The 23,136-nt window shown below is 59.7% G+C and carries 29 protein-coding genes and 1 pseudogene; 13 read left to right on the top strand and 17 right to left on the bottom strand.

Annotated elements, in window-relative coordinates:
* Positions 1-94 precede the first annotated feature (94 nt).
* From ASE04_RS13680 to ASE04_RS31195, 5 genes are all read right to left on the bottom strand, one after another.
* Entirely contained in the window at positions 95-493 is a 399-nt protein-coding gene (locus ASE04_RS13680) for a hypothetical protein (RefSeq protein WP_056818076.1), read from the bottom strand.
* A 135-nt stretch (positions 494-628) separates the two neighbouring features.
* Positions 629-2,221, bottom strand: a complete 1,593-nt coding sequence (locus ASE04_RS13675) for an arylsulfatase (protein ID WP_244490404.1) — start codon at positions 2,219-2,221, stop codon at positions 629-631.
* Positions 2,222-2,323: 102 nt separating this feature from the next.
* Positions 2,324-4,687 (bottom strand): arylsulfatase, encoded by a 2,364-nt coding sequence (locus tag ASE04_RS13670; RefSeq protein WP_443216865.1) that lies wholly within the window; start codon positions 4,685-4,687, stop codon positions 2,324-2,326.
* A 151-nt stretch (positions 4,688-4,838) separates the two neighbouring features.
* Positions 4,839-6,413, bottom strand: a complete 1,575-nt coding sequence (locus ASE04_RS13665; RefSeq protein ID WP_056818072.1) for an arylsulfatase — start codon at positions 6,411-6,413, stop codon at positions 4,839-4,841.
* Positions 6,414-6,473: 60 nt separating this feature from the next.
* Positions 6,474-6,776 carry a hypothetical protein gene (locus ASE04_RS31195; protein WP_200960719.1) on the bottom strand — a complete coding sequence of 101 codons (303 nt, stop codon included), beginning with the start codon at positions 6,774-6,776 and terminating at the stop codon, positions 6,474-6,476.
* Positions 6,777-7,266: 490 nt separating this feature from the next.
* Here ASE04_RS31195 and ASE04_RS31555 point away from each other — a divergent pair.
* Together ASE04_RS31555 and nhaA are read left to right on the top strand one after the other, a co-directional pair.
* A pseudogene (locus ASE04_RS31555) lies at positions 7,267-7,481 on the top strand (cation:proton antiporter); the annotation flags it as partial.
* 508 nt (positions 7,482-7,989) lie between these two features.
* Positions 7,990-9,186, top strand: a complete 1,197-nt coding sequence (gene nhaA / locus ASE04_RS13650; RefSeq protein WP_200960718.1) for a Na+/H+ antiporter NhaA — start codon at positions 7,990-7,992, stop codon at positions 9,184-9,186.
* A gap of 18 nt (positions 9,187-9,204) precedes the next feature.
* Here the strand turns inward: nhaA and ASE04_RS13645 are convergent, their stop codons facing one another.
* Positions 9,205-9,414 carry a hypothetical protein gene (locus ASE04_RS13645; RefSeq protein WP_056818064.1) on the bottom strand — a complete coding sequence of 70 codons (210 nt, stop codon included), beginning with the start codon at positions 9,412-9,414 and terminating at the stop codon, positions 9,205-9,207.
* A 129-nt stretch (positions 9,415-9,543) separates the two neighbouring features.
* Between ASE04_RS13645 and ASE04_RS13640 the strand changes: the two genes are divergently transcribed.
* The 4 genes from ASE04_RS13640 to ASE04_RS13620 all read left to right on the top strand — a co-directional run bounded on the left by ASE04_RS13640 (position 9,544) and on the right by ASE04_RS13620 (position 12,225).
* Positions 9,544-10,899, top strand: a complete 1,356-nt coding sequence (locus ASE04_RS13640; protein WP_056818061.1) for a chloride channel protein — start codon at positions 9,544-9,546, stop codon at positions 10,897-10,899.
* A gap of 18 nt (positions 10,900-10,917) precedes the next feature.
* Entirely contained in the window at positions 10,918-11,115 is a 198-nt protein-coding gene (locus tag ASE04_RS13635) for a hypothetical protein (RefSeq protein ID WP_056540502.1), read from the top strand.
* Between the two features lie 58 nt (positions 11,116-11,173).
* A complete protein-coding gene (locus ASE04_RS13630; RefSeq protein WP_056818088.1) occupies positions 11,174-11,560 on the top strand; it encodes a GFA family protein in 387 nt (128 codons plus the stop codon).
* Between the two features lie 404 nt (positions 11,561-11,964).
* A complete protein-coding gene (locus ASE04_RS13620) occupies positions 11,965-12,225 on the top strand; it encodes a hypothetical protein (protein WP_056818057.1) in 261 nt (86 codons plus the stop codon).
* A 50-nt stretch (positions 12,226-12,275) separates the two neighbouring features.
* Here ASE04_RS13620 and ASE04_RS13615 read toward each other — a convergent pair whose 3' ends face one another.
* The 3 genes from ASE04_RS13615 to ASE04_RS13605 all read right to left on the bottom strand — a co-directional run bounded on the left by ASE04_RS13615 (position 12,276) and on the right by ASE04_RS13605 (position 14,128).
* Complete coding sequence (locus ASE04_RS13615; protein WP_056818055.1) at positions 12,276-12,509, bottom strand: hypothetical protein; 234 nt, start codon at positions 12,507-12,509, stop codon at positions 12,276-12,278.
* Between the two features lie 27 nt (positions 12,510-12,536).
* Positions 12,537-13,808: a DUF2254 domain-containing protein gene (locus tag ASE04_RS13610; protein WP_082597337.1), complete on the bottom strand. Its 1,272-nt coding sequence runs from the start codon at positions 13,806-13,808 to the stop codon at positions 12,537-12,539.
* Positions 13,809-13,891: 83 nt separating this feature from the next.
* Positions 13,892-14,128 carry a hypothetical protein gene (locus tag ASE04_RS13605; protein WP_056818084.1) on the bottom strand — a complete coding sequence of 79 codons (237 nt, stop codon included), beginning with the start codon at positions 14,126-14,128 and terminating at the stop codon, positions 13,892-13,894.
* Between the two features lie 190 nt (positions 14,129-14,318).
* On the opposite strand from ASE04_RS13605, the gene ASE04_RS13600 reads away from it, so the two are divergent.
* Together ASE04_RS13600 and ASE04_RS13595 are read left to right on the top strand one after the other, a co-directional pair.
* A complete protein-coding gene (locus ASE04_RS13600) occupies positions 14,319-14,759 on the top strand; it encodes a MarR family winged helix-turn-helix transcriptional regulator (protein ID WP_056818053.1) in 441 nt (146 codons plus the stop codon).
* Positions 14,760-14,847: 88 nt separating this feature from the next.
* On the top strand, positions 14,848-15,264 hold the full coding sequence (locus tag ASE04_RS13595) for a hypothetical protein (protein ID WP_056540491.1): 417 nt from the start codon (positions 14,848-14,850) through the stop codon (positions 15,262-15,264).
* Between the two features lie 86 nt (positions 15,265-15,350).
* Here ASE04_RS13595 and ASE04_RS13590 read toward each other — a convergent pair whose 3' ends face one another.
* Entirely contained in the window at positions 15,351-15,653 is a 303-nt protein-coding gene (locus ASE04_RS13590; protein WP_056818051.1) for a hypothetical protein, read from the bottom strand.
* A 16-nt stretch (positions 15,654-15,669) separates the two neighbouring features.
* Positions 15,670-16,065, bottom strand: coding sequence for a response regulator (locus ASE04_RS13585; RefSeq protein ID WP_244490402.1), 396 nt, complete (start codon positions 16,063-16,065; stop codon positions 15,670-15,672).
* A 98-nt stretch (positions 16,066-16,163) separates the two neighbouring features.
* Between ASE04_RS13585 and ASE04_RS31895 the strand changes: the two genes are divergently transcribed.
* Positions 16,164-16,292, top strand: a complete 129-nt coding sequence (locus tag ASE04_RS31895; protein ID WP_274533875.1) for a hypothetical protein — start codon at positions 16,164-16,166, stop codon at positions 16,290-16,292.
* Positions 16,293-16,784: 492 nt separating this feature from the next.
* On the opposite strand, the gene ASE04_RS13575 is transcribed toward ASE04_RS31895, so the two are convergent.
* The 3 genes from ASE04_RS13575 to ASE04_RS31550 all read right to left on the bottom strand — a co-directional run bounded on the left by ASE04_RS13575 (position 16,785) and on the right by ASE04_RS31550 (position 18,058).
* Positions 16,785-17,273 carry an invasion associated locus B family protein gene (locus ASE04_RS13575; RefSeq protein ID WP_056818045.1) on the bottom strand — a complete coding sequence of 163 codons (489 nt, stop codon included), beginning with the start codon at positions 17,271-17,273 and terminating at the stop codon, positions 16,785-16,787.
* The gene (locus ASE04_RS13570) at positions 17,270-17,578 is read right to left on the bottom strand and encodes a hypothetical protein (protein WP_244490401.1); all 309 of its coding nucleotides are present in this window, start codon (positions 17,576-17,578) and stop codon (positions 17,270-17,272) included. The genes ASE04_RS13575 and ASE04_RS13570 overlap by 4 nt, the downstream gene beginning before the upstream one ends.
* Before the next feature lie 264 nt (positions 17,579-17,842).
* Positions 17,843-18,058 (bottom strand): hypothetical protein, encoded by a 216-nt coding sequence (locus ASE04_RS31550; RefSeq protein ID WP_244490400.1) that lies wholly within the window; start codon positions 18,056-18,058, stop codon positions 17,843-17,845.
* Between the two features lie 128 nt (positions 18,059-18,186).
* Here ASE04_RS31550 and ASE04_RS30975 point away from each other — a divergent pair, with 128 nt between their 5' ends.
* Together ASE04_RS30975 and ASE04_RS13555 are read left to right on the top strand one after the other, a co-directional pair.
* On the top strand, positions 18,187-18,888 hold the full coding sequence (locus tag ASE04_RS30975; RefSeq protein WP_162260526.1) for a zinc ribbon domain-containing protein: 702 nt from the start codon (positions 18,187-18,189) through the stop codon (positions 18,886-18,888).
* Positions 18,813-19,109 (top strand): hypothetical protein, encoded by a 297-nt coding sequence (locus tag ASE04_RS13555; RefSeq protein ID WP_056818040.1) that lies wholly within the window; start codon positions 18,813-18,815, stop codon positions 19,107-19,109. The genes ASE04_RS30975 and ASE04_RS13555 overlap by 76 nt, the downstream gene beginning before the upstream one ends.
* A gap of 120 nt (positions 19,110-19,229) precedes the next feature.
* Here ASE04_RS13555 and ASE04_RS13550 read toward each other — a convergent pair whose 3' ends face one another.
* On the bottom strand, positions 19,230-20,231 hold the full coding sequence (locus ASE04_RS13550) for a sensor histidine kinase (protein ID WP_056818038.1): 1,002 nt from the start codon (positions 20,229-20,231) through the stop codon (positions 19,230-19,232).
* A 149-nt stretch (positions 20,232-20,380) separates the two neighbouring features.
* Here ASE04_RS13550 and ASE04_RS31190 point away from each other — a divergent pair, with 149 nt between their 5' ends.
* Positions 20,381-20,545 carry a hypothetical protein gene (locus ASE04_RS31190; RefSeq protein ID WP_200960717.1) on the top strand — a complete coding sequence of 55 codons (165 nt, stop codon included), beginning with the start codon at positions 20,381-20,383 and terminating at the stop codon, positions 20,543-20,545.
* A gap of 216 nt (positions 20,546-20,761) precedes the next feature.
* Here the strand turns inward: ASE04_RS31190 and ASE04_RS13540 are convergent, their stop codons facing one another.
* Positions 20,762-21,034, bottom strand: coding sequence for a BON domain-containing protein (locus ASE04_RS13540; protein WP_156408782.1), 273 nt, complete (start codon positions 21,032-21,034; stop codon positions 20,762-20,764).
* A gap of 162 nt (positions 21,035-21,196) precedes the next feature.
* On the opposite strand from ASE04_RS13540, the gene ASE04_RS30685 reads away from it, so the two are divergent.
* Positions 21,197-21,340 carry a hypothetical protein gene (locus ASE04_RS30685; RefSeq protein WP_156408781.1) on the top strand — a complete coding sequence of 48 codons (144 nt, stop codon included), beginning with the start codon at positions 21,197-21,199 and terminating at the stop codon, positions 21,338-21,340.
* A gap of 53 nt (positions 21,341-21,393) precedes the next feature.
* On the opposite strand, the gene ASE04_RS13535 is transcribed toward ASE04_RS30685, so the two are convergent.
* Positions 21,394-23,118 carry an FAD/NAD(P)-binding protein gene (locus tag ASE04_RS13535; protein WP_082597333.1) on the bottom strand — a complete coding sequence of 575 codons (1,725 nt, stop codon included), beginning with the start codon at positions 23,116-23,118 and terminating at the stop codon, positions 21,394-21,396.
* Positions 23,119-23,136: the final 18 nt, after the last annotated feature.

The raw sequence follows: 23,136 nt of genomic DNA, 5'->3' as shown, positions 1-23,136 counted from the left end.
GTCACGTTTGAACTCTTCTGTGAAATTGCCTTTGCCCATATAGGCCTCCTGCCTCAAGTTTAGGGGAGAAGGCGTCTACAAATCTAGGGGCTATTCACTGCTGGAGACCGCGAATGCCTCGGTGAGCGGTCTTCAGGCTCACCTTCCACGTCGTCATGATCTCGGTGGCGCAGCATCGGCCACCTTCCGCTATTCGTGTCAGGAACCAGTGCTGCCGCTCGTTGATCTCCGCCTTTTCAGGGTCATTTACAGGGTCATCTTCAGGGTCATTTTGCTGAGTTTTCCGGTCTGATGGGTCGAGAGCGGCTTCACCAGCAACGTAGGCGTCCTTTGCTGCCGTTAAGGAGTACCGATCTATTGGATCAGCTGCCCCCTTTGACGCCGGGCCTTCGATCAGGCCGAGGACAAAGGATCGGATTACGGGCGACGAAACCACGAGACGAAGGAAATACACGGCATCCGGACCGTGCTGCCCTGAAAGCCAGTGCTTCACGGTCTCTCGCTCGCATCCGTCTGGCGTTGGAACCGCCGGAGATTCCCGACGGAATCGCGCAACTTCTGGTACTCAACCTGATCCTCACTGCCGAGCATCTGCAAGCGACGCAGGCAAGTCAGTTGACCTTTTGTCTTATTGCCCGAGCCCAATGTTTTTGGGCGGATACTTCTTGAACGTCGCCGCATGCCCCTTCATTTCGGCAGCCATCGACGCAAGGAAGGCATTCATGCGGTGCCCAACAGGGTACTGTTCTTTCGGGTCAATATAGAGGTTGAACAGCCATGGTGCGAGGCCGACGTCGCTGACAGTGGTCATGTCGATGTTCAGCCACTGCGCATGCTCCTGCACGATCTTCAGGTGCATTTTGTACTCATACATGCGCATCGCCATGAAGTCCTGTTCGTTCCAGATGTAGACTTTCTCCCGATTAGACCGGCCGTCGTCCGCCAATAGAAACGACGTCTGGTCGATGCCATCGATGTACCGATCAGACGGTATCTTATCGAGTGAACCGGCAAGGTGCAGCGACGTGTTGAAGAGGTCCATGAGGTCAAAAAGTTCATCGCTCTGGCGGCCCGGCTTGATGGTCCCACGCCAGTATGCAATTCCAGGGACGCGCACGCCACCCTCCCAGGCCGAACCTTTGGCTCCTCGGAATGGTGTGTATCCGGCGTCAGGCCAGGTATCCAACTGTGGACCGTTGTCGGAGGTTACGAACACGAAGGTGTTGTCTAGGACACCGGCCTCATCCAGCGCCTTGACGATTTGACCGACGTAAGAGTCTACTTCGACGACGTCGTCCTTGTACGGGTATTTGGATGCGCTCTTGCCTTCGAACTCCTTGCTGGCGAAGTTGTCGGCATGTACCTTCATGAAGCAATGTTCGAGAAAGAACGGCGCGGTCCCAGAGGCCAATTCCTTTATCTTCGCAACGGTGAATTCCTTGGTTAGACGGTCGCCCTCAGCCATCTTCTCGATACTATCTATTACCTCAACGTCGCTAGTCACGCCTCCCTTGAAGCCATGAACCAGGGCATCACTCGAACCTGTGGCCTTGAGCATCGCTAGACGCTCCGGGTTCAGGACGAGATCGGGATATCGGCGTTTGTCCACTCCCTGGCTGATTTCTTTCTCGGCCTCGTAGAAGCCATAGAACTCGTCAAAGCCGATGTCGTGCGGCCGCATGCCCTCGGACTCGCCCACATGCCATTTCCCGGAGAGGATTGTTTTGTAGCCAGCCTCACCCAGAATTTTCGGCAGTGAGGTTTCGTCGGACCACGGGTTCCTGGTGATCTTGTCGCCCGCAAGGATGGGGCGGGTCAGGCCGGTTCGAACTGGCAGGCGTCCGGTCAGAATGGCTGAGCGGGTTGGCGTGCAGGTCGCCTGTGAGTAGGTGGAAGTCAGTTTCAGGCCTTCCGCGGCCAACCGGTCCATATTGGGTGTCGCTGCTCCCACAGCAGCACCACCGCCAAATGCGCCCGGGTCACCGTATCCCATGTCGTCGACGACGAGCCAGACGATGTTTGGCTTGCGGCCGAACTTCGTCTGTAGTGCGTCGAGCTTCGCCTGTGCAGCTAACGCCTGATCAGAATGAACCAGCGCCGGCTCCATGCTTTCGGAAGTACGCTCGGCCTTGGAGAGAACTGATTGAGCCAGCGTGACGGTGGGGATCGCCGCGAGTATCGCAGTCTGCAGGACCAGAGCGCGAAGCTGTTTCATGCCCATCGGAAGCTCCCTTAATCTCGAGGATGAGTTGATTGCCTGGCAGACCCGCAAGCTGGCCGAGAGCAACGGTTCTCTGGACCAGCTTGTGCACCGTGGCTGCGATTACCTAGACAGCGTGACATGCATTTCTTCGATTGTACCGTTGAACGCGAACGGTCGTTTTTCCGCATAGTCCTCGGACACCGGAGAGCCAAGGTCCGCCCCGACATCAAAGGATTCGGTCGCCGTGAATGCGGCTGGAACTGTTCGAGCGACCGTGGTCCTCGCTGCTTCCTTGCCATCGACCTTGATCACGACCTCGCCAGCGCCGCCAGGTTTGGGGATCGATGTCGCGATCTCGATCTCGTGCTTGCCGGCGTCAATTTTATCCGTCTTGGCCTTATAGTTCTCGATGATCATCATGTTGTACTCGTAGACGAGGTGGCCGTCCTCCACATAGACAGACAGTCCACCGCCTGCGCCACCGACGGCGTAGAGCACACCATTGGCGTTGTCGCCGAACTCAGCTGAAATCTTTACGTTCGTGCTCTCGCGTCCGACCCCGGGAGCCGCAAACTCCGGCATGCGGCGCGTGTTCTGCGAGAAGGTCCACTTCTCGTAGGGTGATTTGACCCTGTCCTGGGGGTGAAGCCGCAGCCAGTTTCCAGCTCCGATCGGAAAGTCCTGGTTTGCCTTTGCGACCTCCAGGAATTTGGCCTTCATCTGTTCCAGTTTCTTTGGGTCCTTGGCGGCAAGGTCGTTGGCCTGCGAAAAGTCAGACTTGAGATCGTAGAGTTCCCACTTGTCGTTAGCGGAATCCCAGTTCGCAAGCCGCTTTGCCGACCCTGGCGTGTCCCACGGAATGAACGGGCCGAAGGTGCCGGCGAACCATCCGTCGAGGTAGAGACCTCGGCTGCCGTTGTTGTCGAAGAACTGCATCTTCTTTTCGCCCTTGGCATCGGCGGAGGCGAAGGTATAGGCCAGGCTCGTTCCGTCGATCGGTATCTGATCGAAACCGCTGACGACTTTCGGCGGCTTGATCTTCAATACGTCATAGATCGTCGGTGCGATGTCCACGACATGATGGAACTGCTCACGCATCTTGCCGTCGTGCTTGATGTGCCCCGGCCAGGAGACCACCATGGGATTGCGTGTGCCGCCGAAATAGGCTCCCAGCAGCTTCGTCCCCTTGAACGGCGTCCCTCCAGCCCAAGCCCAGCCGGCATGGTACATATTGTCTGTCCTAGGGGTGCCGAGAGCGTCCAGCCCGCCGATCTTGTTGAGTGCGTCTAGCTGCTGCTGAAGGGTGTTTGGAATATTGTTCTGGGCCAGCAGTTCGCTGATCGACCCCTGCTGTCCTTCGGCGCTCGAGCCGTTGTCGCCGAAGATGTAGAAGACCAGGGTATTGTCGCTCAGGCCACGCTGTTTCATGCCGTCTAGCAGGCGGCCGACCTGTGTGTCGGTGTGTTCGACAAAGCCCGCAAACACCTCCATCAACCGCTCCTGGAAAGGGCGCTGCTCGCTCGGGATGCTGTCCCAGGAGGCCATGGTCGGATCACGCTCGGTGAGCTTGGTACCTGGAGGAATGATCCCCATGTCGAGTTGGCGCTTGTAGACACGTTCGCGATAGGCATCCCATCCGTCGTTGAACTTCCCCTTATACTTATCGGCCCACTCCTGCGCCACATGGTGCGGACCATGCACGCCGCCCGGAGCCCAGTACATCATGAAAGGCTTGTCAGGATCGAAAGCCCTGTACTCGTCGAGCCAGTTCAACGCCTTGCCGACCAAATCCTCGGTCAGATGATATTTGGGGTCGTTCGGTGGCTCGACGGCGTTGAAATTTTCCGTCAGCCTGGGTTCCCACTGCGACGTCTCCCCGCCCAGAAAGCCGTAGAAATATTCGAAGCCATAGGCGTTCGGCCAATGGTCCTTTGGGCCTATGGCGGTTGTTTCGATCGCCGGCGTATTGTGCCATTTGCCGAAGGCAGACGTGTGGTAGCCATAATCCTTCAAGACTTCCGCAACGGTGGCTGCTGTTTTGGGAATGACGCCGGTATAGCCGTCGAACGCCACCGCGCGCTCAGCGATAGTTCCCGACCCCACACGGGTGTGATTGCGCCCCGTCAAAAGCGATGCGCGGGTCGGAGAACAGATCGATGTCGTATTGAAATCGGTGAAGCTGATGCCCTCCTTCGCCAGACGGTCGAGGGTCGGCGTGTGAACTTCTCCGCCGAAGGCCTCCGAGACGCCGAAGCCGACGTCGTCGAGCAACACGATCAGAATGTTCGGCGCATCTTTCGGCAGCCGCTGCGGAGCAACCGGCCACGCCATCGTGGAATCCTGCAATCTAGGTTTCGCCATACCCTGCATAGGCGACGGCGGAAACGGGAGGACGGAGCCATCGGAGGGCACAGACTGGGTAAAGGCCGAGGTAGATGTCGCTAGGGAAACGAGCATCGCAAAGGCAATGGAACGAACCGTCATGTACGATCGCATGCAGGTCCTCCATAAGTTGCAGCGCCATTCTGTCAAACGGTTCCGTCGGAATGAAATTCGCGTCGGAGCACCCCGACTGGGTACTCCGACGTCTCATGACAAAGCCGGCTTGGTCATGCGGGCGGTTTCATGGGTATGCCTACTGCCCGCCACCCATTGAGTTGAATGACTCTGTCAGCTTCTCCTGAATTTGGTCGATCGAGAAGCTCGCCGGCCGCTGCGCCGGTGGGTAGTCCTTGAAGGTTGCGAAGAATTTCGCCACCTCCGCCTGCGCAGGGACCGCAAGGTAAGCGTGGGTGAAGACCCAGTCCCAGTAGGTGTTCGAGGTGATGTCAGCTTTCTCGTAGGGATCGGCGCGGAGGTCGAACATTTTTGGAAGGCGAAGCTTGGTGAATGGCTCAGCCCAGACCTGCAAGGTGCCTTGCGCGCGCTGTTCCTCGAAGACCAGCTTCCAGTTCTCATAGCGCAGCGCCACGAGATCACCGTCGTCGTTGAAGTAGAAAAACTCCTGACGTGCGCTGTTTGGCGCTTTTCCGGTCAAGTAGTCGAGCTGGTTGTATCCGTCCAGGTGGTTCTTGTACTTTTTGCCATCGATCGTCGTTCCCTGCAGCAACCGGTCCTTGATATCGGTGTCGCCTGCGGCCGCGAGGAGCGTCGGGAACCAGTCGAGACCGGACACGATGCCGTTTAGCTGGGTTGCCGGCTTGATGTGCCCTGGCCAGCGGATCATCGCCGGAACTCGAAATGCGCCTTCCCAGTTGGTGGTCTTCTCACTGCGGTACGGTGTGTTTGCCGCGTCCGGCCAGGTGTTTTCGTGCGGGCCGTTGTCGGTCGTATAGACCACGATCGTATTGTCAGCGATGCCCATCTCGTCGAGCGACTTCAGTACCTCGCCGACCACGGCGTCATGCTCGACCATCCCGTCGGCATATTCAGTCGGCGCGGTGAGGCCCGGCGGGCTGCGGTGGTCTGCGCGCACGTGAGTGCGAGCATGCATGCGCGTGGTGTTGAACCAGGTGAAGAACGGCTTGCCCTGAGTATGCTGGCGCTTCATGAAGTCAATAGCTGCGGCAGAAGTCTCGTCGTCGATGGTCTCCATCCGCTTGCGCGTGAGGGCTCCCGTATCCTCGATCTTCCCGTCGGCCGAGGCCTTGATGACCCCGCGTGGGCCAAACTGCTTTCGGAAGTTCGGGTCTTGCGGGTAATTGCGGTCCTCCGGCTCTTCCTCGGCGTTCAGGTGGTAGAGATTTCCGAAGAATTCGTCGAACCCGTGATTGGTCGGCAGGAACTCGTCACGGTCGCCGAGGTGATTTTTGCCGAACTGGCCGGTCGAATACCCCTCGTCCTTGAGGGCAGAGGCGATGGTCACGTCAGTCGCCTGCAGTCCTATGGGCGCTCCCGGCAAGCCGACTTTGGAGAGGCCGGTGCGCAGCGTCGCCTGGCCGGTGATGAAAGTCGAGCGGCCGGCGGTGCAGCTCTGCTCGGCATAGTAGTCAGTGAAGATCACGCCTTCTTGCGCAATGCGGTCGATGTTTGGTGTTCGGTACCCCATGACGCCCATCGTATAGGCCGAGACGTTGGATTGGCCGATGTCGTCACCGAAGATGACGAGGATATTGGGCTTGTCAGGTGGCGTTTTAGCGCTGTCCTGTGCGTAGGCGGAACTGCTGAGGAGCAGCAATCCCAACGCGGCAAGCTTGCCAGAAAATCTCATTGATCGAACCTCCGATGTCCACCGGTCGTGAGTGGGAAAGTTTACATGAGCGACGCTCACCTACAGCGCAGCGCGCAAAGGGTGGCAGAAATCGAGGAAGCCCAGAAGTACGTTACTGTAAATATTAGCGTAAAAATGAGTTTGCGCCGGCAAGATCTGCGCGTCGTCGGCACCGATGATAAGCGAGCCAGGTTCGACGGCGCCACGCTGTAGCCGGTCGAACAAACTGGACGTGTCAGCGACGAGTTCCGGAGGCTGAAGATGCCACTGTCCGCCGCGTTTCATGGCCACCGCCATCCAGCGCTTTTTCCGTTCCATGCTCCAATCGCAATGGGCGACGACCACGAAACTCAATCTGGGCACCGATTCTCCTCATCTGCCGTATGACTATCAGCTGCAGAGCGGCAGATCACCGTCCGCTAGGATTTGCATCACCGCCGTCTCATCCGCCTGCGCAGCAAACAGCGCCTTCGCCAAAGCATGGAAGATCGGTCTGCGCCTCTGCTGATGATCGTCCAGAGTGTGAAGCAGTATTCCGAAAGCAATTGAGTTTGCTAATTACCAGCGCCATGGCCGCGGGATCGAGCGAAAAGGAGGTTGCTTTGCAACTTACGGATCTTGCCGACAAATATATTCTAAAGCTGGCGTCCAAAATCAAATCGGCCCCGGCCAACGACAACCTATAGCGCGACCTACCCCTTGTTATTCAACGAACAAGCCCAGCAGAGACACCGGTCCCGGCCATCGACCGTGCGCGCGCGATCCGTACTAGACAGTGAATACCAGGCGAGCCGCAATCAATTCTTCCTTCAGCTTGACGTATCCTTCACTGCTGAACAGCGCACATTCTTCCTACGACTTCGTCCGCGGAACCGTGATCGTCCTCGTCCGTGGAGGCCTGAGGGGCGGCATCTCGATCGCGCTTGCCCTCTCCCTGCGGGAGACGCCTTCAAGGCGGCCTTGCTCACGGCGACCTACGCGGTCGTGATTTTTACGATCGTCGTACAGGGGCTGACGCTGGGCAAAGTCGCCACCCGAGCGTTGCGCACGTCCGATGCTTCGCGCTAAGGACGCAGGATAGCTAGCTTGAGTGGACGACGCACATGCACGTCAGAAAGAAGCGGATTCCGTATCTGATCGCGGCCCTGGTTCTGCTTGCCGTGGCGCAGATTGCGGTAAGCGGTGCCGGCGTGGCGGGATGGTTCGGCCACTAAGCCTCATCCCATCACGTTCTTACACAGGTGGCGGGGCGATGGTCGGGCCGACGGAAAAGGCCAGGTATAGCAATCCGGCGATCGCGACTGCGACGACGGCAAGGCAGATCGTTTGAGAGGGACGCATTTGGCGACCTCCTGTGGCAGCAGACGGAATGCACGGCCCGGCTTCAGGCTGCACATCGCACAGGTAAGACGTTTCACGTTCCGTTCAAGCCTTTGTCAGAACGGACGACACCTGCCGATTTCGCTAGGCAAACCAATCTCCAGTCCTTAGTTATGAGACAGGCGTGTGCTGCGTGCGCCGGGGATTCCCCTGATCGACGGAGACTGAGATCAACCTCCATCGAGGGAGCGAACCCGTGTCGAAAACAATCCAAGGCCGCATCCATTCCACACTCCGTCAGTTTCTCGACAGCGAGGCGTCGGGCGGTCTGATTCTCATGGCGGTGGCCGCGCTGGCGATCGTCGTCGCAAACTCTCCCGTCGCCGACGTCTATTTCCACGCCCTGCATGTCTACCTGGGTCCGCTGAGTGTGCAGCACTGGATCAACGACGCCCTGATGAGCGTCTTCTTCCTGTTGGTCGGCCTGGAGATCAAGCGCGAAATGCTGGACGGACAACTGTCGAGCTGGAGCAGACGAATCCTTCCAGGCGCCGCCGCGGCGGGCGGAATGGCGCTGCCCGCCCTGATCTACATCGGCTTCAATCTCTCCGACCCTTCGACGCTGCGGGGATGGGCGATTCCGACCGCGACCGACATCGCCTTCGCTCTCGGCGTCCTCTCCCTTCTCGGCGACAGGGTGCCTGCCTCGCTGAAGATCTTCCTGGCGGCGCTGGCCATTATCGACGACCTCGGCGCGGTGATCGTCATCGCCATCTTTTACACTGCCGACATCAACGTCCTTGCACTTGCCGTAGCAGCCGTCTTGATCGGAAACCTGGTGATCCTGAACCGGTCCGGCGTGAAGAACATCTGGGTCTATCTGGGGCTCGGGGTTCTTCTGTGGATCGCCGTCTTCCTGTCCGGGATTCACGCCACGCTCGCGGGCGTCGTTCTGGCGCTTGCCATTCCGCTGAAAGTCACCCCCGGCGCGCCCGAAGCCTCGCACGAGGAGTCTCCGCTCCACAAACTGGAGCACGCACTCCAGAAGCCGGTGGCTTTCTTCATCGTGCCAATATTTGGCTTCGCCAATGCCGGCGTCTCCTTTGCAGGTGCGTCGGCAAGCGTCCTTGCGGAGCCAGTGACCATCGGCGTCGCCGCCGGCCTTCTCCTCGGGAAGCTTGCAGGCGTGCTTGGAACGGTAGCGCTTCTGGTCAAGTCCGGGTTGGCGCAGCTACCCGCGCGTGCGACCTGGCCTCAGATGACGGGTGTGTCGCTGCTCTGCGGGATCGGCTTCACGATGAGCCTGTTCATCGGACTGCTGGCCTTCCCGGATGCGTCGTCTCAGGATCACGTGAAGATCGGGATCCTTGCGGGCTCGCTCACCTCGGGCGTGGCCGGGGCCGCCGTCCTGATGGCGTCGGCCCGCAGGAGACTACCGGCGTCGAGCCCCTGACTTGGGAGTCGTGCGGCGTCAGGTACGTGACGCGAACAGTTCTTGCAGTCTGCTCTTATCGGTCACGCCGATCTGAAACCACTTCAGGAGTTCGCGCGCGACGTCCCGCCCCTCCTCGCTGTCCGGATCGATCGCCTTCCTCAGGCAGTAGTTCTTCACCAGAGTCTGCATCATGGAAACGTCGTCTGGCCCAAGGGATGGCGATCCCCTTCCGAATGCGCTGAACATAGCGTCCTCCGTGGCTCGGCACGGAGCGATCCTACCCCGATCCTGCGCGTTTTCAATTGTTGGGGGGTGATCTCCGGGCGCCTTTGGCGTTAGAAGGCTTTGATAACCTTCGCACGTATCGAGTCCGCCATGCCAAGCCGTTACCGCTATTCCAAGCTTCTTCGCCGCTCCCGCGTGATTTGGGGTTCGTTTTCGCTCTGGAAGCCGCGGCTGGTTTTCTGGTGTGGGGCGCTCGCCATCGGCGTGATCAGCGTCGGCTTCGCCAAGCTCGCGGATCTGGCGCAAAACGCATTCGTGTCCCTCACCTCTGCCGGTGAATGGAGCTTCCTGCTGCCGCTGTTGCTGACGCCCGCGGGCTTCGTGCTCTCGGCCTATCTCGCCGCAACGCTGTTTCCGAATTCGGGCGGCAGCGGTATTCCGCAGGCGATCGCGGCCCGACATTTGCATGACGCAGAAGACCGGACGCGGCTGCTGTCGCTGAAGATCGCCTTCGGCAAAATCGCGCTGACAGTGCTTGGATTGTTCTCCGGCGCCTCGATCGGCCGCGAGGGACCGACGGTGCAGGTCGGCGCCTCGATCATGCTCGCCGTCGCCCGCTTTGGCGGCATGGCGCAGGCGCGTGGACTGATCCTGGCGGGTTCGGCGGCAGGTATCGCCGCCGCCTTCAACACGCCGCTCGCCGGTATCGTCTTTGCCATCGAAGAGATGAGCCGAACCTATGAGTCGCGAGCCAACGGGCTGGTGCTGACGGCCGTCATCCTCTCCGGTCTGGCTGCACTCGGGCTTTCCGGCAGCTACAATTATTTCGGTATGGCATCGGCTGCGCCGACCGAGCTTCGCGACTGGGGACTTGTTCTGATCTGTGGTGTCGGCGGCGGGGCTTTGGGTGCCGCCTTCAGCGGCTTTGCCCTGCATTTCGGCCAGAAGATCCGCCGCTGGGCGCAACCGCAACCGCTGAAACGCATGTTGGCACTTGCGGGAACCTGCGGACTGGCAATCGCTGTCATCGGCGTCGCATCCGGCGGCACGACCTTCGGCACCGGTTACGAGCAGGCGCGCGGTGCGGTCGAAGGCAACGCCCTGCCGCTGCTGTTCTTTGTCGAGAAGCTTGCAGCCAGCTTCCTGTCGATGCTGTCAGGCATTCCGGGCGGCATCTTCGCGCCGTCGCTGGCCGTCGGCGCCGGTTTCGGCAGCACCGTCGGCTCTCTGCTCGGCACCAGCATCGCGCTGGCGGCAATCCTGGGTATGGCCGGGTATTTCGCAGGCGTCGTACAGGCGCCGATGACGGCCTTTGTCATCATCCTGGAGATGACCGGCGACCATCAGGCCGTCATCCCGATCATGGCGGTGTCGATGATCGGCTACGTGACCTCGCGCATTCTTTCACGCGAGCCGCTTTACCATGGACTGTCGCGTGTCTTCATCGCGGCGGCCATCCGGGCGCGACGCGCCGCGGAAAAGGAACCGGAATCAACTCGAACCTGACGCAGACGGCACAGGACCATGCGCGACTTCCTCACCGACCGGTATTCAACCCGCCGCGAACATGGCGGCTCCTGGACGATTTTCGATCTGTTCACCGGGCTCGCAGCGGACTACCACGGCCGTCCGACAACACTGATGGATGAGGACGGTTCAAAGTCCTTGTGCATCGTCATGAATGCACTCGACAAGCAACGGCGGCGACAAACCTCGAAATAGCGTTCGCAAAGCCTTCGGGAGCGACGCAGGCCATATGGAGCAGCGCACCATGGTGACAGTGAAACGAGAAGCCAGTTGTTCCTGCGGCAAGCTTTCGATCACGGCCGAGGGAGACCCCGTCAAGATCTCCGTCTGCCACTGCCGGGAATGCCAGCGCCGCACGGGTAGCGCATTCGGGGTGGCGGTCTTCTTCGACAGGGAAAAGGTCGCCACTTCCGGAGCCTCGAACAGTTACACAAGGTCGGGCGACAGCGGGAGATCGATCGAGTTCAGGTTCTGTCCCGGCTGCGGGTCGACAGTCTTCTGGATGCCGGAGTTCCGTGAGGATCTCGTCGCGGTCGCATTGGGATGCTTTGACGAGCCGTCCTCCCTGGTTCCGGAACAAAGCGTCTATGAGGAGAGCCGCGTGGGATGGGTAGGGCTCGACCTGCCCGGCGGAGACTGACATTCCAGCGAGTCCTTGACTGACGCGTCCACCTGCTCGGCTTGCCCAAGCAGCGCACACCGCTCGCGGTATTGTCATTTTCCTCACGTCAAAAATGAATTAATATCACGGCATGATATTTTCAGCCGCAGCGATAGGCCTGAAGGTCATTGGGTTCGTAAGCCCTGCCTTCCATCGTCGACCGGACGCCCCAAGGACGGACGCCCGTGAGCTTGTGGCTGTGAGCCTACTGCTTGACGAGTGGTGCAGGCAATCGGCGGTCAACCGAAGCGATCCGAAGGCTTATGCCACGGTTGCAAGGATCGTCGCGCTCCGAGAGGCCGGAAAGACCATCGAGGAGGTTCGGTCCGAGATCGTTTCGGAGGCTGTGAAAGACGCCGAACACATCGACAAGGGGGAAACAGATGCAGAGATTCGACCTGGTGGATAGTCAAACCGCCTCGGCCTATCCGGGGCACGTCATCATCGTCGCGGGCGACGACGTCAGGACAACCGGCGAACTCGCAATCAGAGGCCAACCTCATCAAAGCGAAGCGGAACCCCTCGAAGCCGCAATCCATCACGCCCTGCTGGTCAGGCAGAGCGACGCGTTGCCAGTTGCGGTGCAAGACGATCTGGGACTGTGGCCTTCAAGGCTCGGAGAACTTGTTCCCTGGACGCCTTAGCGACGCTTGCAGGCGGCGGCGATCACGACGCAAGGTCTGCCAGACGTCCGTCAGTGAACCGTCGCAGAGGCCGAGGCGTTGATCTTGGTCGACGCCACACCGACGAAGGCGCCGATCAGTACCGTGGCGAGATCGCCCTCGGATCGGTAGCCATCCTTGTAGAGATCGAGCGCGGCGTTGCAGAGCACGTTCCAAACATGGTCGTCATGCTGGACTTCGTAATAGCGAAACCATTGGTCGACGGCGCTTGCCAGCACCTTCACCAGATCTTCATCGCTCTCCATTCCCACCAAACCTCCTCGCTCGACCGCTCAACCATGCTTGCCGTCGGCGGCGATTGCGGCGGCAGCAGCCCGCAGCCTATCCATGTCGGACTCGACCTGCATCACCGCGGCCGCACGGTCGAGCGCCTCCTTCGAATGGCGCACGGCGTTTGCCTGAAATTCCGGGCCGACCTTTGAAAGCGTCGCGAGCGCCTTTTGCAGTCGAAGTCCAACTTCGACAAGGCCTGCGCCATCTCGCGCGATCGGCGTGAACAGGTCGTCAAACAGGTCCGCTGCCTCAATTGTCGCAACATGGAGCCGGGGATAGGCAATCTCGTCAGGCGCCTCGATGCTCGCGTCATGCCAGGAGTAGAGAATTCGCATCGCGCGGGAGATGACGTCGATGGCGGTCCCCGGATCGTTGACGGCAGGGGACAAGGCGCGCGATGCGATCTCTGTCAGTACCGACGCTCCGAACCGCGGGTCCTGATCGAAGGAGCGGACGTCGCCGATCGAAAAGCAGGCCGCGGCCCGAGCCAGAACATCCTCGCCGACGGCTCCACGCAGCCATCCGAGCGGCCGGGGGGGCGAGGCCAGCTTGCCAGGTATCGCCACGATGGCCAGATCGCACTCGGCCTCGTCGGCGATCTTCACCAGTGCCGCTGCATCCACGTGCTGCACGTAGCCGATCTCATCTGCGAAAAACGGCATGTCGCCGGTCCGGGGCTCACGGCTGTGCGTCTCTAGCGCGTTCCCCCCGAAGTTCGGGGATTTACGCCAGGCTTTGACGGCGTCGAGCGTCGCCTCCTCCACCCTGCGCGTGGTCTCGATCACGCGGCCCAGTCTGGACAGGTGGTCGATCCATCTCAACAGCGTCACGACGATGAGCACGATGACGCCGATGGTGACGACGAAGAGCACAACCCGCCCCTGCTCGCCATACGCGCCCGTGGTCAGGGCGACGATGCCTACGAGGCTGAACAGAAACGAGCCGACGAAAGTCGCCAGCACGTTCTGTGTCGTGCTGTCCTCCATAACGAGCCGGGTGGCCCGAGGCGTTACGTTGCTCGTTGCCGCAGAGTACGCCGAGACCATCGTGCTGAGCGAGAAGGTCGTGACGGTAAGCATGCTCGAAGCGATGATGCCGAGGATGTTGTCGACTGAGTCGGCGCCGATCTTCGTCGACAGGTCCGCCGGGATGTAGGGTGTGACGACGATCGCCAGGAGGGCGGTGGCGACCGCCGCGATGGAGAACAGGGTCGCCCTGAACCAGATCCGCCGCGCCACAATCGATATCGACCAGATCAAGCGCGAGCTCATGGCGTCCCCTTCTTCGAGACAAGGTCAGATAGCTTCGAGGCACGGAAAGGCAATCGCGCGGACCCTTGAGGCTTGAAATTGAGCTAGAAATGGCCGTTTCGGCCGCTCGGCGTCCTGCGACGGCGCTTGTCGAGAGCGTTTAGGACGGCGCAAAGGCTATTGGCGGGGCCCTGGTCCAGTCCGTCGAGAAACCGTCCGTCGTAATCCGCCGGCCAGCCGGTGAAGACGTCGAACACCGTCCAGGTGCCATCCCCTTCGAGCCGTACGCCGAAACGATCCGTCTCATATGGCTGTGTTCCGGGCCTTCGATTACCAAACACGATGTAATTTTCTCGCGACGTCACGAAATAGGCACAGTCTTTTTGCCACCATCGGGAGAATATGGTCCGCGAGTGATCAGCCTAGGCCCGGTGCTTTGCACCGTCTCCCGCCTCGGCCGCACTCGCGAACCGTTCTCCTGGCGTGGTTCGTCATTTATATCACATCATGACATTTTGGAAGGATTAGTGAATGCCTCGATCGGGACGCCGGACATCCGGCCTGGCTGACGAAGTCTATGATGGGCTCGCAGGCTTCCGGCTCGCCATGCGGCGGTTCCTGTCGTTCAGCGAGGCGGCGCTCGCCGAGGCTGGCGTGACGTCCCACCAATATCAGGTTCTGCTCGTTGTCCGGACGGCGCCCGGCCGGCAGATCAAGCTTCGCGATCTCGCAGAACAGATGCTCATGCAACACAATAGCGCGGTTCAGCTCGTGGACCGGATGTGCTCGGCAGGTCTTGCGGAGCGGATCCCCGCGGAAGACGACAAGCGCAGCGTCTTGATCGGCATGACAACCAAGGGCGAGAAAGTTCTTGAAGCTCTGGCGAAGATCCATGTCGACGGCATGCTCGAGAACGAACCACTCCTGGCGGAATCTCTTTCGCGCCTGCGGCAGGTGACCGAACTCGCATGAACGGCGTCACCATTTTTTGATCGCTGTGTGATTGACCTCTCCTCTCAGCTTTGTATCATCCGATGATATAAACCAGAGGAGAACAGCTATGCAAAATGGCGAAAGTGGTTGGTCGGGATACCGGCCTTCCAAGACTCTTTGGGGTTGGTCGATCGTCGGCGCCTCGGCCCTGACGATGGTGCTCGGCTTCACCTGGGGCGGCTGGACGACGTCTGGCAGGGCGAACGTCATGACCGAGATTGCCGTCCGCAACGCGAAGGCGGATCTGGTCGCAAGCATCTGCGTCCATAACTTTGTCACAGCGACCGACGCGGAGCATAATCTCAAGGCCCTGCAGGCGAAGTCCTCGTGGCAGCGCGACGACTTCATCACCGAGGGTGGCTGGGCTCAGATCGCGGGGATCGACGGGACCGTCACGAATGCCGCCGACACCTGCGCCGACCAGCTCGTCAAGATGAAGGAACTACCGCAATCGGGAGGAGATGCGGCAGTTACCGACAGCTAGGCTTCGACCAGGCGTGATGAGATGCCTGGTTGGCGCGAGGCCCGTCCGAAATGATTTCGGGCGGGCCATTTTCTTTGAAACAGCCCCTACCTTCCGGCGCCTGTGGCCTCTTGCAGCACGAGCAGTATCTCCTTGGTCATGAGATGTGCCGCCATCAGAACGGCGGGAGACAATGGTCTTCCATCGCGGGCGTCGCGGCAGATCTTGAGGAGACCGACAAGCTCCACCGGGTTCTCGATGAAACCATCCAGCGCCTCTTCGACGTCCTTGGGGAACTGCGATCCGACATTGAAGGCGACCTCGCCGTCCTGGTTCAGCACTCCCCGTTCGATCAGAATGGTTTCCAGCCGGCCCACCCAGAGACCGAGTTCTGCGCGTCTGTCGATCATGGTGTCGCCCCCTCGTTCACGCGAAGACACGCATCCCTTCCGGCGGCGAGCCGCGCCCACCCTCGCGAATTGTCGTCAAGTACTGGAGCACGCTACCGATCAGTTGCGGGTGTGCGGGTTTCGATATCAGACCGATGACTTTCGACAGATCGGTGACGATCATTTCGGGGTTGGCGGTGACCATGACCACCGCGACGCCAAAGTCGTTCGCTAGGTACTGCGCTATCATTGGCCCGGTGGCCCCGTCGCGAAGATTGACGTCGACCAGGGCGATGGTCGCGAACGGGGCGAGCCGCTGCGCGCTCTCGAAACTGTCGGCGATACCCACGACCTCGTAGCCGGAACTCGCCACGATATCCTGAACATCCGCCGCGATCAGTGCGTCGTCCTCCACGATCAGAATCTTTTCCAAAGCCCATCGCCTCCCGCAATCGTTCATGCTGCATTCAGGATTGACATTATGGGGGAACGGTTAAAGAATGTCATCACATGATACAAAGGAGCGAACCAATGACCAAGAGCGCCATCCTTTCCGCCGTGTTCGCAAGCTATGTCGCGGTCATGTTCGCCATCGCGTCGATCCCCGGCGAGGCCCCTTCAGAAGTGTCTCAGGCCGCACCGATCCAGACCTTGAACTGAGCAATGGGATGTTGGAAACCGTGGACGGGATACCGCGTTGACGGTTGATCATGTCCGTTGACGTCAAACTCTTCCTGGCGGGCGTCGCCCTGTTCGTCGCCGCAATCTGGGGCGACGCGATCTACGTCCTCCTTCAGATCTAACCGCCATTTGCATCATCATGTGATATATTCTATAGCGCTTGGAACCTCAGGGGCGTCGGGTCCATTACTCCTTTGACGGAGTTTTGATCATGCAGCGTTCCCAACAAGAACAGAGCCCTCTCCCATCGGTGAACGAAACAGAGGTCGAACCCAGCTACGACGTCGGAAGCCTGCGGCGACGCTACGGTATCGGCCGACACGAAGCGGAGCGCCTTCTGCAAAGGTTTGGGAATTCGAAGCACGAACTGGACCTGCTGCTTTCGGGCAAGGGGCGAACCCCGTCGCACCGTCTTCGAGAACTCGCGACGCCTGACTGTAAAGCCGCATTCGGGATCGGTTGAACACTGCTTCACTTGCAGCTAGCGACCCGCTCCAAAGCAGCCGTGACCCCTGACAGCGAAAAGTCGTAGCTGGTATGCGTTCCTCTTGCCGACGTCGCCTGCAAGGTCATCCGGCTCCCGGAGCGAAGCGCGTTGATGAGTTCGGGTTCCTGCGCGGCGTCGGCGACCCAGGCGGTATTGTCCTTTACGAACATCTTGAACTTCTTCTCGCCAATTGAAACCTGCACCGGCGATCCGGCCTGCACTGTGTAGCCAAGCACTGCCTCTGGCTCGTTGGCGCCGCCTTTTTCCGCTGGCGCGATCAGAAAGTAATTCTTCCCGTGATCGACGTCGGAGGGTCTTGCTTCCTTGGGGACCGAGAGCGCGTAACACACGGGCTTTCCGTCTCTCGTGAAGGAGTAGACGCCCCAGTCACCAGTCTGGGAGACCATTCTGGCCGCAGCGTGGGCGGTAAGGGGCATCGATACGGCGACGAGGAGGCCGGCAAGTTTCTTCATTGTTTTCCTTTCTCAAAGTCAGATCTGGGTTCGCGACGAACCATTGAAGGCGAGCCGCCCGCCCGCTTGCCGCGGATGAACCTGACCTCTTCGGATGTGATGCAACCGTTCACGACGACGCCTTCCCAGATCCTGTTTCCGAGCTGGCAGGTGACGATAATTCCGTCGCTCCCGGTCGCGGAGGTCGTCGAAACCGAAACGAGGTTCTGCACGCGATATCGCTGGAATTCTTTGGTGGAGAGACCCAAGCGGTCCGCAAGGACCTCGTCAATCGGCAGACGCTGGGGATTGATTGGATCTGACACGATGACGTCGAACTCCAGTCACAACAATATCATGCCGTGATATAAATCATCATGTATCGGCGTTTCAACCCCTTAGACGAAAATTCGTAGGCTCGCCACGATGCTGACATTCGTAATCGCTTCCGACCGTGGTTCGAATTTCAACGACACTACTGCCGAAGGATAGCCGGTTCAAACCATGAGTGCCTCTTCGCCACCCTTCCATCGTTCATCCGACGTGGCCACCCTATCACCTCTTCGAAGACCGCAGCGACTGGCTCCCAGCTATCCACCCATCGCGCGGGCCGATGATGAAATCGGCGATGTCGCAACCGGCTGCGTTCCGAAGATGACGCTCGTCTCCGCTCCGACCAATGATGGCACGATCTCCACCCGCAGCGCCATTCCCCATCGCGTGCATGCCTCGATCGGCGTACTGGCGGCCATCACCGTAGCGACTGCAACGCGGCTTGCGGGAAGCCCTGCCGCTTTTCTTGCCATCCCTCCCGCAGACGGTCGTTATCTCATCGACGCGGCCGGTATCATGGAGGTGTTTCTTGATCTCGATGGAGAGGGAAATATCAAGCGGACCGGTACCGTGCGGACGGCGCGGAAGCTCTTCGACGAAGTTGAAGGAAAGGCAACTGACGACGTTGGAGAACTTTTCCCGAACGACGACCAATCGGCTGAACCGGACCCACCGGCCGAGCTATCTGCTGAGTGGCATGCTGGAATGCGCGGAGTGTGGCGGCTCCTACGCCATCATGGCCAAGGAGCGCTACGGCTGCTCGAACCACAAGAGCAAGCTACCGGTCGATGGCCTCGGCGGCTCGTGCTGCTCCAACCAGAAGACCATTCTCCGCAAGAACCTGGAGGATCGGGTTCTGTCCTGTCTTCCCGCCGCATTCTTCGCCATGGGCGTATTTGATGACGTCGCCGGACAGGCGCGCCAGAACCTCGCCGCTTCCGTCAAGAACGAGCCCGACGAGCGCAAGCGCATTTCCCGGGAGTTGAAGGCTGTCGAGCAGGAGCAGCGCCAGATCATCCAACAGATCAGCGATCGCGCAGCCAAAGGCCGGCCGCACTTGGCAGCGTTCGACGACATGCTTGACCAGCTTGAGGAGCGCCGTGGAGGCCTTGAAGCGCATCTGAAGCAGGCGCCAGAGGCGGAAGATTTCGGGGAGAAGATCAGGAAGCTGAAGACGGAGGTCAGCCCGCAGGCCGTCGAACTGGTCATCAACTCCGCTTCTACTACATGCGCGAGCACGCGGATGCCGCGACCAAGCAGCCGTTCATCAACATCGTGCGGCAGTTCATCCAGAAAGTGGTGATCGGCAAGACCCCGGGCCACCAGCCGGCATCACTCGAAGTCCACGGCCGGATTGCCTCGATCCTCGCAGCGATGGAAGCCGCGACGATCCTGGAGAAGCTGCGGGCCGGTGAGATCGACACAGAGCAGAAACAAAAAAAGCTCCTCGACGCTTACGCGGAGGAGCTTTTTGTCTGGTCGTGGCTGTCGTATCGTGCTGTTGCTTTGGTTGCGGGGGCCTGATTGCATGGACACTTGCACATTCTCAACCTCAAATCCTCGCAGTGCTGATCACTAGCGCTGTGGATGACGGTGAATGTACGTCGCGAACTTGGCGTCAGTACCTCGGCGCCGTAGCGTCGGTCAGGCGGACAGTCGGTCTTCCTTCATCCGCAGTCTCACGACCAGTCCAGCCTCCGCCCATTCGTAGGAGATCGAGCCACCAAGGTGGCCGCCGACGGTTCTCTGAACCAGCTTGCTTCCAAATCCCTCCGAAAACTGCGGCGCCTCCGCGACAGGACCTCCGTGTTCCGTCCAAACGATTTCTACGACGCCGTCTTCGATCTCGCCGGACACGTCGAGTAGACCTTGCTCGACAGACAGCGCTCCGTATTTCAGCGAGTTCGTCGCGAGTTCGTGAATGACGAGGGCAAGGCTCGTCGCCGACTTTTCCCCCAGCCCCATACGCGGAACGGCGACGCGAATTCGACCAGCGAAAGCTGCTTCGTCGTCATAGGGAGCCAGCAGCACCGTGAACAGGTCGCCTAGAAGGGCTGCATTTCCCTGACCGTGCGGTAGTGGGCGGACCAGGTCGTGCGCCCGGCCTAGCGCGCTCAGACGCTCCGTCAACTGGCTGACCATTCCTTCCTTGGTCTCTGTGCCCCTCGCCGTTATGGCCGTCAGGCCCGACGCAAGCGCAAGAAGGTTCTTTACGCGATGGCTCATCTCGCCCGCGAGGAGTTCGTGCCCCTCCTCGGCGTGTTTGCGGCCGGTTACGTCAAGGAAGATGCCCGTCATTTTCTTTGTATTGGCGTCTCCGGAATTTCCCTGACCTCGCGCCGAAATCCAGCGCACGGTTTCATCGTTGGTGATGATTCGGAAATCGATCTCGAACGGACCGTCGATCGCTCGTGTTGCGGTGAACGCCGTGCGAACCCTCTCGCGGTCGGCCGGATGGATCTTCGCCGAAAGATCCTCGAAGGTCAGGTCCCCGTCGTCGATCACTTGCCAAAGATCACAAGCCTTCTCGTCCATCACGAAGGTGTCGTCGTCGATGATCCACATCCACAACGCCACACCCGCCGACTTCATCGCGTTTCGAAATTCGTCCGCTGTCCATTCAGGCAGGGGCGTCTTGGTTCTCATCTCTTGCCTCCCGTCTTCGCTTCGAAGCTATGGTGTACGCGCTGGGCAGATGATCGACAAATACAAACAACCCTGCTCCGCCGAAGCAACATTTAGATGTGCTTGGAACAGCGAGGTCAAAGCGGCGTTAGCTGGGAAAGGAGAATCGAATGGCCCGCTACCTTGACGTACAGAATCCGGATGGTTCGCCAAATGCTCCAGACATCGCGACAAAGATCCGGACCAACCCGCGCGTGAAAGCTATTCTCTGGTCCATGGGTGCCGCGATGGCAGGGCTTCTCGTCATCGCCCTGATTGTGTCCAATGTCTTTTGAACCGCGCTCAAGATCAGGCGGCCAGATCTCCGACACGCGCTATGAACCGCGGCAGGAGCGCGGCGGGACATGGATGGTGGCAGACTCTTTCACCGATCTGCCCGCAGCATCGAACGGGCGAGATCTGGTGATGCTGCGGAAAGGAGATGCCAAGGAGATGGCCGCCGAGTTGAACCGGTGCGAGACGGAGGGTTCTGAAAGCCCCCTCCTGTGATCCTAGGCTGTGGGACGCACCAGCATCCGGGACAGGACCTGGCAGGAGGTCGCGATCGAGCGTGCGAGCTCCAGTGCCAACGTTTCTTCCGCACGACTGTCGGCGGAGCCTTCAAGTATGATATTTGACCCCAGCATCGAAACCCAAAGATTCGTGCACTTGATACGAGGATCCGCAGCAACGGCGGCTTTGATGGACGCCGTCATGCTTGCCATTGAACAACCTGCCAACTGACTGTCGGAGGTTCGCGCGTGTGTATAAAACTGCATGATCATAGGTGAGCCTCCAAGATACTGCTCACGAAACGCGCAGACGTCGACTTGGTTCAGTATTTAGAACCGCGCGCGTATATTGACGGCTATATTTTCGCACTCCCGCGCAAGCTTCGATTAAGCATTATTAGCGATCATGCATATGTCTAAACTTCTGGAGGCACCATGACGAAGTTGCATCTTGTCGACCATCTCGATGCTGCGCTGAAACTTGCTGAAATGAACCGCATGACCTTCGTGGCATACCTTATCAGAATGGCGAAGGAAGCGGCCGTGCGCCCCAAAACAGAGGGTCGGCGCGCGGCGTAATGGCTCAGTGTCGAGCGGCGGCAGCGCGGCTGCAGCGAGCGATGCCTCGGCGTTTACGCGAAAGTGTCGGAAGGCGCTTCGATCGCAGTTGGAGACGCATTGACCGTCGCCTGAATGCCGTGAGACAGCAAGTCGCCACTGAGCGATACGATGATAGCGGACGCCACCTTCCTTCCCATCTCATGTGCGCTCGTGATCCCTTGGACGAACGGTAGCTTGTGCAACAAGAATGGTACAGACACGCAGTATAGCTTGTTCGAGACGCCAGGGTCGACTCGAGGTCGGAAGTCGTCGTCGATATCGATGCCTCCGGTCCTCTTGAATGACTGATCACCTTCGATGGTAGCGGTCTTCGCCTGCGCTTCCTTAAGGGCGTCAGCCTTTCTTAGGCTCGGGAACGGCAGGTCGGACGCCGAAAGAGCATGTTGCCCGGTCGCATCGATGAACGCGCCGAACCTCAAATCACCATTTGCGGCCTTGACGACGGCGCCTCTCTCACCCGGCTCTCGCCTGATCTCGTAGTCATCGTCGAGAGCGACGACGTCTAGCCGACCAGCCCGATGCAGTGCGAGAAGACGCTCGACGGATTCGTGAGGCACCGTCGCGTAGTCGTCGACGAAGACCGTCTTGAAGTACTTATGAAAACGCTTCAGATCATCGGCGTTGAAGTGCGGCACGGCAACGGCGATGACTTCGTGCATGCGAAGGATCGCATATCGCCACGCTACCGTAATCCGCTTCGCCTTGTTAAGTTTGGCTTCTGCCAAATTGCGCGCGGCCCACACGAAGGGCTTTGCTTCCTGTCTCGCCCGGAAGTAGCGGTCTGCAACGTCTTCGACGGTGGCGAAGGCGAGCCCCACGCCAGCAGTATACTCCGGATCGGCGTCAACGAGCTCGTGTCTGAACAACTCGAACACCTCATCCAGAAGCCGATCAGGCTTCTCTGAAATGAGGCGGCGAACAGCCTCTTCAGTGCAAACCGCCAGTGGCGCATAGGGGATCGGGCAATAGAAATCCGCCTCCGGAAGCAGGCCTTTGCGGGACATCATCGTCAGGTGGAAAGCCTCAGCTGCCGGATGGGGCTCATACGTCAGCGTTCCTGCGTCGTCGCGAAGGAACATGCCATGCCCGGTCGCCACGGAGACGACGGCGTCGATGCCGCTTAACGACGTCCCAAGAACGCCGACGGCGACAGAGCCGATACGCTTGATCGCTGCAGCCGGCCAGGGTGACGAGAAGTATCCCGGCGAAATCTCGGTGTCTTCCGGCCAGTCGTGCCCTGTCGCCATCACGACATGATCGAAGCTCGCCGTTCCTTCGTCGCCGCCGCTCCGCCTCTGGAAGGTCAACACGATGTCTTTCTGGTTGAGCTTGATGTCCAGGATCCTATGGCTGGCCTTCACGTCGATCGAGTGGCCGGCCGCCATGCCCTGCCTGACGAGCATCCAGAACTGGGCGGCGAAGTATTCGCCGAGTACGACACGTGGATAGAACTCACGCTCGCCGATGTCATCAGATCCAATGCCGAGTTCCTCCAATCTTTCGATCGGCTCCGCACGCAGCCATTCGACGAGGCTTTGGCAGATTGGCGGAAGCTCGATGCTAGCGATGTTGGCCAGCATAGCACGGTCATTCACGGCTGGATGATAGGGGGTGCCTTTTCCGGCGTCCGGCGTTTCTTCGAACACGGTTATGCTCAGCGGTTGAGCCGCGACGATGAGGCCCTGCAGAGTATATATGCCGGTTGGACCGGAGCCGATGATTGCAACGCGGATCATGAACACTTTCAATTCGGA

This window comes from Rhizobium sp. Root708, assembly GCF_001429725.1.
Classification (GTDB): domain Bacteria; phylum Pseudomonadota; class Alphaproteobacteria; order Rhizobiales; family Rhizobiaceae; genus Rhizobium.
Note: the sequence above shows the minus strand (reverse complement) of the source record. Positions and strands in the feature narration are given on the sequence as shown.

Excerpts from the sequence above, each read along its gene's own strand:
- ASE04_RS13675 (WP_244490404.1), bottom strand. The coding sequence starts at position 2,221 with ATGGGCATGAAACAGCTTCGCGCTCTGGTCCTGCAGACTGCGATACTC.
- ASE04_RS13670 (WP_443216865.1), bottom strand. The coding sequence starts at position 4,687 with ATGACGGTTCGTTCCATTGCCTTTGCGATGCTCGTTTCCCTAGCGACA.
- ASE04_RS13665 (WP_056818072.1), bottom strand. The coding sequence starts at position 6,413 with ATGAGATTTTCTGGCAAGCTTGCCGCGTTGGGATTGCTGCTCCTCAGC.
- ASE04_RS13645 (WP_056818064.1), bottom strand. The coding sequence starts at position 9,414 with ATGTTCAGCGCATTCGGAAGGGGATCGCCATCCCTTGGGCCAGACGAC.
- ASE04_RS13640 (WP_056818061.1), top strand. The coding sequence starts at position 9,544 with ATGCCAAGCCGTTACCGCTATTCCAAGCTTCTTCGCCGCTCCCGCGTG.
- ASE04_RS13635 (WP_056540502.1), top strand. The coding sequence starts at position 10,918 with ATGCGCGACTTCCTCACCGACCGGTATTCAACCCGCCGCGAACATGGC.
- ASE04_RS13620 (WP_056818057.1), top strand. The coding sequence starts at position 11,965 with ATGCAGAGATTCGACCTGGTGGATAGTCAAACCGCCTCGGCCTATCCG.
- ASE04_RS13615 (WP_056818055.1), bottom strand. The coding sequence starts at position 12,509 with ATGGAGAGCGATGAAGATCTGGTGAAGGTGCTGGCAAGCGCCGTCGAC.
- ASE04_RS13610 (WP_082597337.1), bottom strand. The coding sequence starts at position 13,808 with ATGAGCTCGCGCTTGATCTGGTCGATATCGATTGTGGCGCGGCGGATC.
- ASE04_RS13600 (WP_056818053.1), top strand. The coding sequence starts at position 14,319 with ATGCCTCGATCGGGACGCCGGACATCCGGCCTGGCTGACGAAGTCTAT.
- ASE04_RS13595 (WP_056540491.1), top strand. The coding sequence starts at position 14,848 with ATGCAAAATGGCGAAAGTGGTTGGTCGGGATACCGGCCTTCCAAGACT.
- ASE04_RS13590 (WP_056818051.1), bottom strand. The coding sequence starts at position 15,653 with ATGATCGACAGACGCGCAGAACTCGGTCTCTGGGTGGGCCGGCTGGAA.
- ASE04_RS31895 (WP_274533875.1), top strand. The coding sequence starts at position 16,164 with ATGACCAAGAGCGCCATCCTTTCCGCCGTGTTCGCAAGCTATGTCGCG.
- ASE04_RS13575 (WP_056818045.1), bottom strand. The coding sequence starts at position 17,273 with ATGAAGAAACTTGCCGGCCTCCTCGTCGCCGTATCGATGCCCCTTACC.
- ASE04_RS31550 (WP_244490400.1), bottom strand. The coding sequence starts at position 18,058 with ATGGCAAGAAAAGCGGCAGGGCTTCCCGCAAGCCGCGTTGCAGTCGCT.
- ASE04_RS13555 (WP_056818040.1), top strand. The coding sequence starts at position 18,813 with ATGCGCGAGCACGCGGATGCCGCGACCAAGCAGCCGTTCATCAACATC.
- ASE04_RS13550 (WP_056818038.1), bottom strand. The coding sequence starts at position 20,231 with ATGAGAACCAAGACGCCCCTGCCTGAATGGACAGCGGACGAATTTCGA.
- ASE04_RS31190 (WP_200960717.1), top strand. The coding sequence starts at position 20,381 with ATGGCCCGCTACCTTGACGTACAGAATCCGGATGGTTCGCCAAATGCT.
- ASE04_RS13540 (WP_156408782.1), bottom strand. The coding sequence starts at position 21,034 with ATGATCATGCAGTTTTATACACACGCGCGAACCTCCGACAGTCAGTTG.
- ASE04_RS30685 (WP_156408781.1), top strand. The coding sequence starts at position 21,197 with ATGACGAAGTTGCATCTTGTCGACCATCTCGATGCTGCGCTGAAACTT.
- ASE04_RS13535 (WP_082597333.1), bottom strand. The coding sequence starts at position 23,118 with ATGATCCGCGTTGCAATCATCGGCTCCGGTCCAACCGGCATATATACT.